We start from the raw sequence: 13934 nt of genomic DNA on the forward strand, positions 1-13934 counted from the left end.
TTGACCAAGTAGGGGCTTACCACTTTTAAGATGGTCTGCTAACAGCTTTTGGAGATCCGCTGGTAATTTGTCTTTTGCGCTTTTCATTCTTAAAGATAGTAGACACACTTACTTGAACAGTCTCAGGGAGTTCTCTACAAACCAAAAAACTACCGCACTAAAAGACCGACGCTCTAAAAAACTAACAGACTAAAAATCTAACGAACCAAAAGACCAAGCCCCTACTCCCCCACATAACTCCCCCGGGGCCGGTCCTTACTCAGCAGCAGGGTAGCCGCCCGTTCGGTGCCCTTCCAGAGTTTGACGATGTTGGTCTGATCGGGATAGGTACTGGTGATCATGGAGTTCTCCACCGTGACGTTCTTCGGGCGCTCCGCCGACTCTTTCACCAGGTAAATCCACAGGCCGTGCAGATCGTCCTCGAGTTCGTAGCCCAGCAGCTTCGGTTGGATGAAAGTTCCGTTCCAGTTCACCCGAAAATGCTTAGCCAGGTATTCCGTCAGGTAAGCCGCCGCCTCGGGATGTTCCCGTTTCGTGCCGATTTCCAGCTTCGGGCCTCCGGCGGCCATCAGGTCCTTTTCCAGGTCATCCACGAAGACGTGCATTTCTACCTGTAGCTGATCACGGTCCGCCACGTACCGTAGGTTGGTCTTACTCACGTGGTATTCGTGATCGAAAGAACCGACGCTCGTCAGGAGGGCCACCATCAGAACAAAGAACTTCATATCCACAATTTTGCGTTCCCGAAATTAACCCCGGAGAAAAATTTTCGTTGAGGGCATCCACAAAAAAGCACGGGCGAGCACCGGCATAAATCCAGTACTCGCCCGTCAGCGCTTCAGGTATTGAGCTTTGACTGCCTATTCCAGGGTGAATCGGAAGCCCATTTGCAGTTGGTAAGGTTCCGGAACCCCGTCAACGATTACGGGGGAGAATTTACCGATCGACTTGATCGTCCGGATGACCTCCTCCGAGAACAGGCCATTGTCCAGGCCCGCCGCTTTGGCGGGTTGATCCGAGTAGCCGACGATCACGAAGTACTGGTTGGGCTCGAGTTCTTCGGGCTGTACCCGTACGGTGGTGATGTCCAGGATTTCTCCGCGGGTACCCACCGTTACGGTGGCGGTGGCCGCTCCCGTAAGGCCGGCCGCGCGGGCCTCGGCCGGATACTTGACGTTCTGGTAGACCAACCGCAGCAGGTCCTCGCCACCGATCGCTCCCGGAACGTCTTCCGCTCCACTGGGAACGGCGTAGAGTTGCATCATCTCCTCGTTGGGGAAGCCCTCCACCACCGGAGTGGATTCTTTGGGGAGAACGTCCTCGGTCAGGTCACTGCAGGCCACCACCAGGACGGCCAGCAACAGGGTGAGGCCGCCGATGGATAGGGCGCGAAGGGGTTGGCGCACTTTGGTTTTAGTCATCATGGTAATTCGCTTTTTTAAGGGTGAAGAGAAAAGCCCCAATGCTCCCGTCGGCGCCAACGAGGATTGCAGCAGATGAAGACCGTACGTCCGCACCGGTACCGATTGGGTGACGGCCGCGTCGGCTTCGTATTCGTGGAGATCAGCCAGTAACCGGTGGAACACCCACTGCAGGGGATGGAACCACCAGATGATCCGGCCGATCATCATTAGTATGGTATCGTAATGGTGGCGTTGCCGCAGGTGCGCCGTTTCGTGGATTAGGGCAATGTTTTCCAGGGTGCTCCCCAGCCCGGCTGCCGGAAGGAAGACCCTCCCCCAGCCCGCAAAGGGCGACCGAATGGCCGCATGGCGCACCACCTCGACTCCGCCGTAAGTTGACTTCTCGCCTTCCCGGGTCCACTGCCACACCCGCCAGCTTTGCACCAGCGTCCGCGCCAAAACCGTCGCCGCCCCCAACAAGTAGACCAGCAACAGCAGGGGAAGGACCGACCACTCCGTTGCCGGACTACCGGCCGCCGCGACCGGCCCAGACGAAACCGCCCCGATGCCCTCGGGAACGAACAGCCGCACGGTGGGCATTTCCGGGGCCACGCTCAGGGCCGGCAACAGCGGGATGAGCATGCCCGCCGCCCAGGCAAAGAGAAGAAAAAGTCGCCGTAGCCGCCAGTGGTCGTTGCGGTGCAGCACCACGTAGTAGTACGCCAGCAGCGCCCCCCAGATCAGGGTGGCCCGAAGGATGAATTCTACGAGATCAGTCTTCATTGTCCTCGAGTTTGCGCACCAGGTCGTTGAGTTCGTCCAGGCTCAGGTCTTCGCTTTCCACCAGATGGCTTACCGCCAGCTGCGGCGAGCCCCCGAAGAACTTTTTGATCAATTGGCCCAGAGACCGTTGGCCGTACTCCTCCCGCGAAATCACCGGCTCGTACACGTAGGTCCGCCCGTACTGGCGGTGGGTCAGGAACCCCCGCTTGTCCAGCGCGAGCACCAGGGTGGACACCGTACTGTGGGCCGGCTTTTTGCCCTCCCGCTCGGCAATCGCCTCGCGCAAGTCACCCACCGTACACTCCCCCAACTCCCAAATGAGGTGCATGATTTCTTCCTGTGCCTTCGTAAGTTTTTGCATATCAAGTTATTTAACGTAAAAATACGTTATAAGTTTCACATCGACAAAAATTTCTTTTCCCCAGGTGTTGCAACCGGCTCGTCGAGTATCCCCTTTTCGGAAAGATGTGCGGCTATATGAATCGCTCGGCGTGGAACGCCTCGACCGGTTTGGGGGTCCCCACCGGCTCGGTTACGCTTAGCCTTCTCCTTAGCCTAAGCCTCCATCTCGGCCTTTCCGACCGGCATATTCTGCCCACTAACTGGTTGGAGCAGGTCTTCCCCGGAAAGATGTACGGCCATATGAATGACTCGGCGTGGAACACCTCGACCGGTTTGGGGGTCTCCACCGGCTCGTTTACGCTTAGCCTTCTCCTTAGCCTAAGCCTCCATCTCGGCCCTTACGACCGGCATATTCTGCCCACTAACTGGTTGGAGCAGGTCTTCCCCGGAAAGATGTACGGCCATATGAATGACTCGGCGTGGAACGCCTCGACCGGTTTGGGGGGCCCCACCGGCTCGGTTACGCTTAGCCTTCTCCTTAGCCTAAGCCTCCATCTCGGCCTTTCCGACCGGCATATTCTGCCCACTAACTGGTTGGAGCAGGTCTTCCCCGGAAAGATGTACGGCCTTATGAATGACTCGGCGTGGAACACCTCGACCGGTTTGGGGGTCTCCACCGGCTCGGTTACGCTTAGCCTTCTCCTTAGCCTAAGCCTCCATCTCGGCCCTTAAGACCGGCTTGCGGAGCAAGCCTCTTCCAGGGGCTCTATCGTTGTCCCCTTCAATCCTTCATTCATGCAATCCTTCATTCATTCAACCCCTCAATCCCTGCTAAAAATCCATCTTCAGGCGCAGATTGATGCGGCGGCCGGTAAGTCGGTTGGGGACGGCGTACTGCTGGTCCAGAATGGTCCGGACCCAGGTATTGCCCGCCTGGTTGGCCACCTGCATGAGGTTAAAGACCTCCAGGCTGAGGAAGGTGGAGCGGGTAAACTTCAGGAAGTGGGTGTTGGCCCGGCGACTCTTCTGTCGGTCGTAGAGCCGGAAGCTGAACCCGATATCGATACGGTGGTAGGTATCGAAGCGTAGGGTGTTGCGGAAGATGCGGTTGTCTCCCTGGATGCCGAAGGGAAGTCCGCCGCCCACGGTGAGGTTGACGTGGGTGCGGAAAGCATCGTTCTTGCGCAGGTAGTCCTGGAAGAAGAGGCTAAGCTGAAACAACTGGTCGGTGGGTCGCGGCACGTACTCCACCACTTCGCTGATGGTTTGTCCTTCTTCGTCGCGGCCCACCACTTCCCGGTGTTCCACCCCGATGAGTTGTTCCCGGGCCTGGAGCAGACTCAAGTTCAGCCAGCTTTCCGCTCCGGGCACAAATTCCCCGTTGAGTCTTAGGTCCAGGCCGGCCACATAGCCGCGGGCGTCGTTAAGTCCGGAATAGCGGATTCGTACGTTCTCAATTTCGTAGCTCACCAGGTCCCAGAGTGATTTGTAGTAGGCCTCGGCGATGAAGCGGAATTTCTTGGGGTTCCGCTTTCCGTAGTAGAAATCGGAGGTGATGCCCCCCACGATGTGAGCGGACTTCTGACTGCGAAGGTTGGTGTTCACCACGCCATCCGGTCCCCGCATTTCCCGATAGAAAGGTGGCTGGGCGTAGATGCCCCCGGCCAGTTTGTAGCTGATGTCCGCCGTACCGCCCAGGGGTTTGTAGAGAATCTGGGCGCGGGGAGAAATCACCAACTCCTCGTTCAGGTCCCAGTAGGTAGCCCGCACCCCGGCGCTGATGCGGAGGTCGGCGCGATCCTCCTTCCGCCAGGTCCAGGTGTCCTGGAGGAAAGCGCTGAAGCGGGTACTCTGTAGTTCATTTTCCGTCTTAAGCACCGAGAAGAGCTCAACGGCACTTTCGTTGAAGGGCAAGCTGTAGCCGGCGCTGTCCAGGCGCTCCCATTCGTTGATGAAGTCATTGATCTGCTCGTACTGCGCCTTTACGCTCCACTGCAGAAAATGGGCCCTGGTAACGTCTTCCTGGCCGGAGTTAATCTCCAGTCCCCCCCGGAGTTCGGCGTTGTACATCTGGATGTCCAGAAAGTTCCGCACGGATTGCTGCTGGTTGCCCGACCCCAGTTCGTTGATCACTTCTCCGAAGGTATTGGACCCCAGGTCGGTGTCCAGCTGCCCGAGCCGGTAGGCGCCTCCGATCGAAATGGCCTCATTTTCATCGCTGCGAAAAGCGGACGTCAGGAGCTTCAGGAAAAAGGGATTTTCCTTTTTCTCGGGGATGAAGGTCAGGGAAACGCCCAGCATCTGGGTCAGGAAATCATCCCGTTCGCCGCCCTCAAAGGCCGTAAAGAGCTGCAGGGTTTCAAAAAATCCTCCGAAGGCCGTCGTACGGGTGACGGGGTCGAAGTTGTAGATGCTGCGGTTGTAGTTGGCCAGCAGCCCCAGCTGTAGTTCCTTGCTAAAATCGTAGGTCAGATAGGTCTGAATATCGGCAAAATCGGTCAGGTATTCCCCGGTGGTTTCCAGTGACCCCAGAAGGTAAGCCGTGGTTTTGTAGCGGGCGCCCACCAGGTAGCGGAACTTTTTCAGTCCATCCTTATTGGCCCGTGAACTCCCCTCCACGTGAGCACCGCCCCCCAGCAGGCTGAGTTCCAGGCTGGCCCGCAGACTGTCGGGACGTTTATACTTGATGTCCAGCACCGAGCTCAGTTTATCACCGTAGCGGGCATCGAAGCCGCCCGAGCTAAAGGAAAGGCTGCGCACCAAATCCATATTGGCGAAGGTGAGTCCCTCCTGCTGGCCGGCACGGACCAACTGGGGCCGGTAAATCTCAAAGTCATTGACGTACACGAGGTTCTCGTCGTAGTTGCCTCCCCGCACGTTGTACTGGCTCGTCAGTTCCCCTCCGGAGCCGCTGCTTACGCCCAGGGCGATGTGGGGCAGAATGCTTTCCAGGTTGCCGGTGGTGGACGGCAGCAGGCGCAGTGCTTCCGGTTGCTCCCGGATCATTCCACCTTCTTCAATCTTACTTTCCCGCACCACCACTTCCAGGGTACTTTCCACGGGAGCCAGTGCCACGTCGATTTGCTTGGTGCCCCCGGCGGGCAGTGCGGTAATGGCCACCTTTGTTTCCCGGTAGCCCAGACGGCTGAAGACCAGCTGGAAGTCTTCTCCCGCCGGAACGTTAATCAGGTATCGCCCCGTCTGCCCACTTTCCACCGCGGTATTTGATCCTTCCACGTAAATGGTCACGAAGTCAACCGGTCGATCACTGATGAGGTCGGTGACCTTACCCGTAATCGCGGCGGACTCCACCTGCGCCGAAACTGACGCTAAACTGCCCATCAAGATCAGGAAGACGCCAAGTAACCGCCAAACGTTCAGCAGCGACGGAACCCCGGCTGAGCAGCCAGGTTTCGGCCTTTGGGCGCGAGCGCAGGTGCCAAAAAAAATCTGGGGAGCAAGGCTAAGGTGGTTTTCCTTCATGGGGGCGGACTTGACCGGTAGAGGCACAAAGGTAGTCAAGCCAGAAGAGTTATTACGTCACGTAGCCGCCAGCATACGGGGTCAAGGGAGGGGGCATTTCGCCGATTAGCGGACATCCCCGGATCTAACGGAACAGGAAGTCGGCGGGCTACTTTTTTGGGAGAAGGCCGATCGTGGCCGAAGGGAGAGTCACTGGGTAAGGTTGCGGTATACTTTCTGACCAGGGGTTGAATCTAGGAAAGGTATTGTTCCAGGGTTTTGGTGAAGCGCTTCTTGCTCATCAGCCCCGTGAACATATCAACGACCGTTTTATCCTTGATGATTAAGACTGCGGGCACGGAGCTAATATCCAGCAAGGTATTTAAGTCCGATTCCTGGTCGACGTCGAAGAATTCTACGCGACAATTGTCGTGCTCCTTCACAAAATCCTGGGCGAACCCCAAAACAATATCCGAGGAGCCCGACCAACTGGCCACCCCAACGACGATAACCGTTTCGTCGCCCTTTGTCAATAATCTGGATGGCATGGCATTTCTGATCTGGGGTTGATTCGTATTCATTGCTTAAAGATAACGGTGTTTCAACACGTATCTAAGCGTTAATTGTTCTGCCCATTTTCTTTATTACCGGAATACCTTGTCCATGTTCGTGAATCGGCACTTTAATTTTTCATAATTTCTCGTAGGCCATCCGAAAGTAACCGAACACGTTTAGGGCACTCCTGATGACCCGATCTTTAACGGCCGGATTGTCCTTCATGAGCCGGTTAATCTTTTCCAGGGTCTCCCGAAATGCTTTGGGAGATACTGCGGCGGCCCTTCGATAAAATTCAAGATTTTGGTGGGGAGCGATGGCCGGGTTCTTTTCCAGCGCGCGATAAATGACTTTACTACCCAGCGTGGAGCCCAGTAAAACGTAGACGGCTCCCGCAAAATCAGCGGCTCCGCCGCTGCCGTCTTGATCAACTTTCGCCCGACCGTCCTCCTCCGCCACCAACAGTCCGAGACTTTTTCCCAGTTCGCGGAGGGTGGCTAATTCTGTCCCAAAACCCGGTGGGTGTTCACACCGCAAAATCATCCGAAACGATGCTTCCCAGGCCTGTCGGTTTGCCTGCATCAGCCGGCAATACCTTTCCGAACTAAAGTGCTGGCTCAACAACAGGTCGCGATCAACCAGTTCTTCGGTTTTGGTGTGGGCCTCCCGGGTGGCCTGCCGGAGTGCGGTTATGGCGTCCATGGAGTCAACGGGCTATAGTAACCCCTCCAATTCTTGCACGGACTGAAGGATTTCCTGCTTCGCCGAAAAATCCTCACCGTCAGACAACAGGGTTTTCACCTTGTTCAACAGGAGTTTGCGTCGACTGATTCGCTGCTGGTTTTCTTTTGCTTCCTCAATCTTCTTCACCGAATCGGCCAACACCTTCACCGTAGTGCCCTCCAGCGCCTTCAAGTTGCTCTTCAGTACGTAACCGTCCGCTCCCGAAAGAATGGCCTCCGCCGCGGCCTGCTCATTATTCAGGGTCCCCGTTACAAAAATGAAGGGCAGTTGGGGAAAATGCTCCTTGACGTGTAGTAGTGCCTCGAGGCCGTTGTATCCCGGCAGATTGTAGTCCGCCATCATCACATCATAGCTTCCCCAATTGATTTTCTTCAGAAAATCTTCCTCATTACTGGCAATGGTAAACAATGCATTGGGGGCAAATTTAAGAATCGTCCGTTTCGTCAATTCTGCTTCGGCCTGACGGTCTTCCAGAATGAACACTTTAATTACGCGGCTGATCATGGTGTGGTAGTGAGTTAGTGAATAATGTTGGGGGGAATGAGTCGGTTAGCCAGGTCCTTCATGGCCAGGTAACCCTCTGGCTTCGTTTCATAGGTCACGCCAGGGAAGCTTTTCGCGTGATTAATGTCTTTCGATAATTGAGAGGAAGACAGGACCGTGATGGGGGGCAAGTGGGTGAAACGGCCTTCCTTCTTCAAGCGTTCCAGAATCTCTAGTCCGGTAATCTTTGGCATCTTGATGTCTAAAAAAATCATGTCCGCTGGGGCCAGTGTCTCGTGCCGTAGAAAGTGCAAGCCTTCTTCCGCATCGCTGATCCACTGAAAGGACAACGGCCATCCATTACGCATTATGATGCGCTCCATCATGGCGGCGTCATCTGCACTGTCATCGATGAGGATAAGTCTTTGCATATTAAGGAAGACATTGACCGCACGGTCAACGTTGGATTTTTACTTTAGTTTAATGGTTTGGGCTCCGTATTATTTCCGTCTATCGCCGGAAAGGAGAGGATAAACCTAGTGCCTACCCCCAGTTCACTGCTGACCTCAATGGTTCCCTGGTGCTTGTCCACAATTCTTTTCACGATGGCCAGGCCGACGCCGGTTCCCTCATAGGCATCATCCGAAACCAGGCGGCTGAAAACCGCAAAAATGCGTTCGGCGTATTTCATGTTGAACCCAATTCCGTTGTCCTCGATGATGAGCACCAGGCGATCTCCTTCTAACAAAGACTGTACTCTGATCCAGGACGACACCTCCTTTCTCGCGTACTTTATAGAATTGGAAATCAGGTTAAGGAATACCTGCCGGATTTGATGATAATCGCCCCGTAGCACGGGATGGTCCAGTTGCACCTCAAGTGCAACCTCCGTTTTGTCCCCCTCCAGGTCTTTCCACAGGTCACTGATGATTCCCTCCAGTTCCACCTCGTCGGCGACCAGTTCCGATTGGCCCAACTGGGAAAACGCCAGAATGTCATTGATGAATCCATTCATCTTCCCGATGTTATTGATGATGGTCGTGAGGGCGTACTGTCCGTAATCATCCAGACTATTGAGGTAGTCTTCCTGAAGGATTTCCGCAAATCCCTTAATGCTTCGCAGGGGTGCCCGGAGGTCGTGACTTACGGTATAGCTAAAGCTTTCCAGTTCGTCGTAAGCTGACACCAGGTTGTCGTTAAGCTCCCGGATCTCCTGATACTTTTGCAAAATGACTTCTTTAATGTCATTCCTAAGCGCCAGGCCACTATCAATGTAGTGCTGTTCCCATTCTTCCGACAGCCCCCGTTGCTCTTCCGTCCACCGGGCGAACGACAGCTCAGGATGGAGCCGTACCGCTCCGTCTTCAATAATTTTTCGCTGCTGCGGACTTCCGCCCCAGGTCACGGTCGTCAACTTTTCCGGCCGTACCCAGATGATGTATTCCGGGGGTTTGCGGCCGATTCTGATGGCCAGAATACCACTTACCACGTCTGCCTGATCCGCAATCTCGGGAAGCTCTTGCGAAAGCGCGTTCGTGTGATAAACGTTCTCCTGCTTTTCCTCAAGAAATGCCTCAATCGCCAGGATGGTCTCCTGGGATGGTGCACTTCCCAGGGTGGTGATTTCCTCCCCTAATTTCATCACCACGCCCTCTGCCCGGATGAGGTCCAACAACGTCAGTGACTTATCGAACAGCGCAGTTTTCAAATCCAGCGAAGCGTTCATCTGGTCCATCAGCTTACTGCGCACCAGGTTGGTGGACAGGATTTCACCACGCATCTTACTGCCCTGGTGCATGGCAATGTGTCCGGAAATTACGCGCCCCAGAAAACCAATGGTCATCCGTAGCCGGTAGTCCACCAGTTTCCTTGTCCGGTGATGGCACGCCAGCAGACCCCATAATCGCCCCTCCACAATAATGGCAATACTCATACTCGCCCCCACGCCCATCGTCCGCAGGTACTCCAGGTGAATCGGGGACACCCCCCGGTTGGCCGCCGGAGATAGATTAACGGGTGCGTCATCGATAAAAACGATGAAGGATTCCGCCGAGGCATCCGTGGACACAATATGCCGCAACTGCTGTTCTAAATACAGCTTCCTGGCTTGCTCCGGAATGTCGGTGTGGGGGTACCGCAGGTTGAGGTAGGGAGGCATTCCGGGTTCCTTATCCTCCGCAATAACCTCCCCGTTATATTCATCATCGAACCGGTATAGCATTACCCGGTCGTAACCCGTAACCTGCTTTACCTCCTTTACGGTAGATCGAAAAACCTCTTCCCCAGACTGCCCCGCCTGAATTTTCCGCAGGGCGTGATCGATTCCCGTCAGGTGTCTGGCGTGTTGGAAAGACTCGTCCCGCTCCTCGAATTCCAGGATCAAGTGTTCTCCCGTTGGGTGCAGGAGCACATTCTCCCGCATTACTCCAGAGGGCCGCAGGGCCGCATACATGATGGGGTTTACGTTGTCGTAGGCATTGTTCCGAACGGCTGCCTGGACCTGGGAAAAAAGCTCCTCGTTCAGCACCTCACCGAGGGGAAGACCAAGTAGATCATTTGCGGCTTTACCAAATCGGTCCCGGGCGTTTTCGGAAGCACCAATCACCCGAAGCTTATCTACCTCGGCAACTAAAACAATGGCGTGGGACTGGCAGGACCTGATGAACCTCAGGGGTTCAGCGTCGCAGTTGGTCAGGTCGTACGTCTCAACGTATCGCCGGCTATCGGTTTTCATAATTTCACCACTCTTCGGGCGAACTTACTTTAATGCCCGGCCGCCATAGATAAGGCAATTCTCCCTACTAAGGAAGCCTTTTGGGGGATAACAAAATGCTTGCGCCTCCATCGAACTTTCTCTCACGGTATTGTCCAGCCTTATTGGTAAACCTGTCCCGTCAACTCTTCAAAGACCCGGGCCATTCCCCGACTACCAACCATCTCCACCACCCTGATTTCCCGGCGTTGCTTGAGTTCGTAACTGATGGTGGGGTTCGGATCCACGTAGTACACCGGGCAGTCATGGGGCGCCAGCCCCACCAGGCCGGCGGCGGGATACACCTGCATGGAGGTGCCGATGATGATGATCACGTCCGCAGCCGCAACCAGCTGGGCCGCCCGGTCAATCATCGGCACCGCCTCGCCGAACCAAACGATGTGCGGACGAAGTTGCCGGCCGCCATCGTCCGTGTCTCCGAGGCGGATGTCTCCCGTCCAGTCCAGCACGGGGTGTTCCCGCCCCACGGGGCGGGCCTTGAGCAACTCCCCGTGCAGGTGAACAACCTGGGTACTTCCCGCCCGTTCGTGCAGATCATCAATGTTCTGGGTCACCACCGAAACCCGGTAGTGGTCTTCCAACTGCGCGATGATGCGATGACCCTCGTTCGGTCCGACCTCGTGCAATTGGGCCCGCCGCTGATTGTAAAAATCAAGGACCAACTCCGGATCGCGGGCGAACCCCTCCGGGGAAGCCACGTCCTCTACGCGATGATTCTCCCACAGGCCATTACTGTCCCGAAAAGTTTTAATTCCCGATTCGGCACTGACGCCGGCGCCGGAAAGGACTACCAGATGTTGCATCGTAGGCATTACTTCTTTTTGAATTTGCTCAGGGCCTGCTTGGCCGGATCAGTGAGTACCAATCTGCCGGAGACGCCCGCCCGTTCTTCCAGCAAGGCCGGCCAGTGATCCGTCCCCGCCCAGAGCGTTTGCTTAAGTTCACTGGCCGCTTCCAGGCTGTAAGTGGCCAATCGTTTTGCCAACGCTTCGGCCGCCGCCAATAGTTCCTCCTGAGTGGCAAACACCCGCTGGAACAACCCCTTGCCGTGCGCCCACTGAGCATCGTGCCATTCGGTGTCCAGGCTGAGTTCCGTCGCCGCCGCAACCCCCATTTTCCGCACCAGGGCCGGAAGAATCACGAACGGTCCGATCGCAATGGCCAATTCACTCAGCTTGATCGAGGCCGCTTCGGTCGCCATACAGTAATCTGCGGCCGAAGCAATCCCTACTCCCCCACCGATGGCCTTGCCCTGAACGGCCACCACGATGGGCTTCGGGCAGCGCCGCATCGCCAGGATGAGCTCCGCAAAGCCCATAAAGAAAGCCTTCCCGGTAGTCAGGTCATCAATGGCCAACAGTTCGTCAAGGTTTGCCCCCGCACAAAAGGTGCGGTCACCGCCACTCCGCAGAAGAATGCTCCTGGTGGCGGGGTCTGCTCCCGCCTCGTCCAGTGCGGCTACGGTGGCCTTCAGCTGTCCGGACGGCATACTGTTGTGGGCCGGGTGGCTAAAGATGATCGTCCTCACCCCTTCCGGGCTCAAGTCACTGGTAAGTGATCCTTGGGTTGACATTTGGTTGCTTATTTGGTCAGGGGGTAATATAGTAGTCGTTGGCCGGACGTAGGAGGGAAATTACCCCGATGATATACCTCTGAAAATATTTGCGGCAACGCTCCCCCGGCGGGATAAGTGAATTTTCTAATGTCTGATCGTGGGGCCCACGAACCGGCTCGGCCCTACCGAAGCACAATTGGTGTCCCGATGCCCGGTGGCGATAAGGAAAATAAAGTCATGTTTTTGATCGTACTTACCTTAGTGCTGGTTTGGACCTTGGCCAGTTTACTGTATTTTGTCCAGCGGTAAGGTGGCATCATCGAGTCTAAACGCGCCTTTCTCGCCAGCAATCCCAAATTTCAACTACGATACCTAATGAAGTTACGTTATTCACTTATCCTATTGGCCACCCTGGTCATGGTCTCCCTCCATCTGGAGGCCCAGCGCACCGAGGGTATGGCAAGCTTTTACGCTGATCGCTTCGATGGCCTGTTAACCAGTACCGGCGAGACCTTTCGCCAGAAAGAATTTATGGCTGCCTCCCGGGAATACGACTACGGGACCATCCTGGAGGTAACGAACGTAGCTAATGGAAAAACCGTGGAAGTCCGCGTTAATGACTGTGGCCCCCACGCCAAAGATCGCATCATCGATCTGAGTCGGGCCGCCGCCGAGCGACTTGGTTTCATCAGGGAAGGAGAGGCCAAGGTCAAACTGCGGGTAATCGTCCCGAGTGAAGCGGGGCCGACCTGCGCCCGGGGTGCCTGGTCCAGGAAACTGAAGGCCGAAGGTAAGAAACCCAAAGCCCCACCGATAGCCCCACCACTGAACCAGGGGGCTTCCGCAGCGGCCTCCGTCATCCCTACCGACGGACCGGTGTTAATGGAAGGGCTCGCCAGCTATTATGCGGACCGGTACAACGGCCGGCCCACCAGCACCGGAGAAACCTACAACAAAAATGCCCTTACGGCGGCCAGTAAGTCTTTCCCTTACGGTACAATCCTGGAAGTTACCAACACGGTAAACGGCCGGAAAGTCCAGGTGAGGGTCAACGACTGTGGTCCCTCCTCTGACGCCCGCATCATCGACCTGAGCCGGGCGGCCTCCGACCTGATCGACCTGACCAAAGCGGGCGTATCCATGGTTAAGTTACGGGTAGTGACGATGGGCAATGACGGCCCAACCTGCAACCGCTCCGCCTGGATCAAACAACTTCGCGCCAAGAGCCCCGAGCCCGCCAAAGAGGAGGAAGAAACCATTGCGCTTCCGATCGGTAACCCCGGGGTGGCACCACCCCCACCGACCGTTCCTCCGGTTACCGCTACCCTCTCCCCCGACCCCACTCCGGAGGCCGCCCCCGAAGAAGCCCCCGCTACCTACGGCGGCACGCCCGAAATCCCCGAACAGGAATTCGACGACACGGACATCCTGTTCGGTGTTCAGGTAGCGGCCTTCAGTAAAGCCGTGAATGCCGAAAAGCTAAAGGATGAACTAAAGGAAAAGGGATTCGTACACGTCTGGTCCGCCAAAGTGGGCAACATCTACCGCGTCTTTACCGGTAAGTTCTACTTTCAGAATCAGGCGGAAGACTACAAACAGAAAGTTAGGGATGCGGGCTACGGCGGCGCTACCGCCCGACGTATTCAGTAATACCTCCCGATTCCCGGTGCAGGGGTGCCCTGATGCTTCGACAGTGCTCTACCTCACCTTCACTTGAAACATAATTTTACCAGGGCCAACCGCAGCGGTTGGCCCTGGCTCGTTTAGGCGGGGAGTAGGGAGAGCAGGAGCGCCGGAGCTACCAGCAGCAGGATCAATACAATCAGTCTTAATG

General features: G+C 56.0%; 12 protein-coding genes. 1 reads left to right on the top strand and 11 read right to left on the bottom strand.

Features of this window, described 5'->3' with window-relative positions:
- Positions 1 to 221: 221 nt before the first annotated feature.
- From E1J53_RS11385 to E1J53_RS11435, 11 genes are all read right to left on the bottom strand, one after another.
- Positions 222 to 725 carry a DUF6702 family protein gene (locus E1J53_RS11385; protein ID WP_134273076.1) on the bottom strand — a complete coding sequence of 168 codons (504 nt, stop codon included), beginning with the start codon at positions 723 to 725 and terminating at the stop codon, positions 222 to 224.
- A gap of 135 nt (positions 726 to 860) precedes the next feature.
- The gene (locus E1J53_RS11390; RefSeq protein WP_134273077.1) at positions 861 to 2186 is read right to left on the bottom strand and encodes a M56 family metallopeptidase; all 1326 of its coding nucleotides are present in this window, start codon (positions 2184 to 2186) and stop codon (positions 861 to 863) included.
- A complete protein-coding gene (locus tag E1J53_RS11395) occupies positions 2176 to 2547 on the bottom strand; it encodes a BlaI/MecI/CopY family transcriptional regulator (RefSeq protein WP_134273078.1) in 372 nt (123 codons plus the stop codon). Before E1J53_RS11395 ends, E1J53_RS11390 begins: the two co-directional genes overlap by 11 nt.
- Before the next feature lie 812 nt (positions 2548 to 3359).
- A complete protein-coding gene (locus E1J53_RS11400; RefSeq protein WP_134273079.1) occupies positions 3360 to 6011 on the bottom strand; it encodes a TonB-dependent receptor in 2652 nt (883 codons plus the stop codon).
- Positions 6012 to 6244: 233 nt separating this feature from the next.
- The gene (locus E1J53_RS11405) at positions 6245 to 6571 is read right to left on the bottom strand and encodes a co-chaperone YbbN (RefSeq protein ID WP_134273080.1); all 327 of its coding nucleotides are present in this window, start codon (positions 6569 to 6571) and stop codon (positions 6245 to 6247) included.
- A 109-nt stretch (positions 6572 to 6680) separates the two neighbouring features.
- Positions 6681 to 7247 (bottom strand): biliverdin-producing heme oxygenase, encoded by a 567-nt coding sequence (locus tag E1J53_RS11410; RefSeq protein WP_134273081.1) that lies wholly within the window; start codon positions 7245 to 7247, stop codon positions 6681 to 6683.
- A gap of 12 nt (positions 7248 to 7259) precedes the next feature.
- Complete coding sequence (locus E1J53_RS11415; RefSeq protein WP_134273082.1) at positions 7260 to 7793, bottom strand: response regulator transcription factor; 534 nt, start codon at positions 7791 to 7793, stop codon at positions 7260 to 7262.
- Positions 7794 to 7807: 14 nt separating this feature from the next.
- Positions 7808 to 8203, bottom strand: coding sequence for a response regulator (locus E1J53_RS11420; RefSeq protein ID WP_134273083.1), 396 nt, complete (start codon positions 8201 to 8203; stop codon positions 7808 to 7810).
- Positions 8204 to 8247: 44 nt separating this feature from the next.
- The gene (locus tag E1J53_RS11425) at positions 8248 to 10506 is read right to left on the bottom strand and encodes an ATP-binding protein (protein WP_134273084.1); all 2259 of its coding nucleotides are present in this window, start codon (positions 10504 to 10506) and stop codon (positions 8248 to 8250) included.
- Between the two features lie 140 nt (positions 10507 to 10646).
- A complete protein-coding gene (locus E1J53_RS11430) occupies positions 10647 to 11348 on the bottom strand; it encodes an NAD-dependent deacylase (RefSeq protein ID WP_134273250.1) in 702 nt (233 codons plus the stop codon).
- Between the two features lie 8 nt (positions 11349 to 11356).
- The gene (locus E1J53_RS11435) at positions 11357 to 12118 is read right to left on the bottom strand and encodes an enoyl-CoA hydratase/isomerase family protein (protein WP_134273085.1); all 762 of its coding nucleotides are present in this window, start codon (positions 12116 to 12118) and stop codon (positions 11357 to 11359) included.
- A 357-nt stretch (positions 12119 to 12475) separates the two neighbouring features.
- Between E1J53_RS11435 and E1J53_RS11440 the strand changes: the two genes are divergently transcribed.
- Complete coding sequence (locus E1J53_RS11440; protein ID WP_134273086.1) at positions 12476 to 13750, top strand: septal ring lytic transglycosylase RlpA family protein; 1275 nt, start codon at positions 12476 to 12478, stop codon at positions 13748 to 13750.
- The last annotated feature ends 184 nt before the right edge of the window (positions 13751 to 13934 follow it).

It is taken from the genome of Lewinella sp. W8 (genome assembly GCF_004375085.3).
In the GTDB taxonomy this organism is placed as follows: domain Bacteria; phylum Bacteroidota; class Bacteroidia; order Chitinophagales; family Saprospiraceae; genus Neolewinella.

Coding starts and splice junctions, on each gene's coding strand:
- E1J53_RS11395 (WP_134273078.1), bottom strand. CDS start 2,547: ATGCAAAAACTTACGAAGGCACAGGAAGAAATCATGCACCTCATTTGG.
- E1J53_RS11435 (WP_134273085.1), bottom strand. CDS start 12,118: ATGTCAACCCAAGGATCACTTACCAGTGACTTGAGCCCGGAAGGGGTG.
- E1J53_RS11440 (WP_134273086.1), top strand. CDS start 12,476: ATGAAGTTACGTTATTCACTTATCCTATTGGCCACCCTGGTCATGGTC.
- E1J53_RS11400 (WP_134273079.1), bottom strand. CDS start 6,011: ATGAAGGAAAACCACCTTAGCCTTGCTCCCCAGATTTTTTTTGGCACC.
- E1J53_RS11410 (WP_134273081.1), bottom strand. CDS start 7,247: ATGGACGCCATAACCGCACTCCGGCAGGCCACCCGGGAGGCCCACACC.
- E1J53_RS11405 (WP_134273080.1), bottom strand. CDS start 6,571: ATGAATACGAATCAACCCCAGATCAGAAATGCCATGCCATCCAGATTA.
- E1J53_RS11425 (WP_134273084.1), bottom strand. CDS start 10,506: ATGAAAACCGATAGCCGGCGATACGTTGAGACGTACGACCTGACCAAC.
- E1J53_RS11430 (WP_134273250.1), bottom strand. CDS start 11,348: ATGCAACATCTGGTAGTCCTTTCCGGCGCCGGCGTCAGTGCCGAATCG.
- E1J53_RS11415 (WP_134273082.1), bottom strand. CDS start 7,793: ATGATCAGCCGCGTAATTAAAGTGTTCATTCTGGAAGACCGTCAGGCC.
- E1J53_RS11385 (WP_134273076.1), bottom strand. CDS start 725: ATGAAGTTCTTTGTTCTGATGGTGGCCCTCCTGACGAGCGTCGGTTCT.
- E1J53_RS11390 (WP_134273077.1), bottom strand. CDS start 2,186: ATGAAGACTGATCTCGTAGAATTCATCCTTCGGGCCACCCTGATCTGG.
- E1J53_RS11420 (WP_134273083.1), bottom strand. CDS start 8,203: ATGCAAAGACTTATCCTCATCGATGACAGTGCAGATGACGCCGCCATG.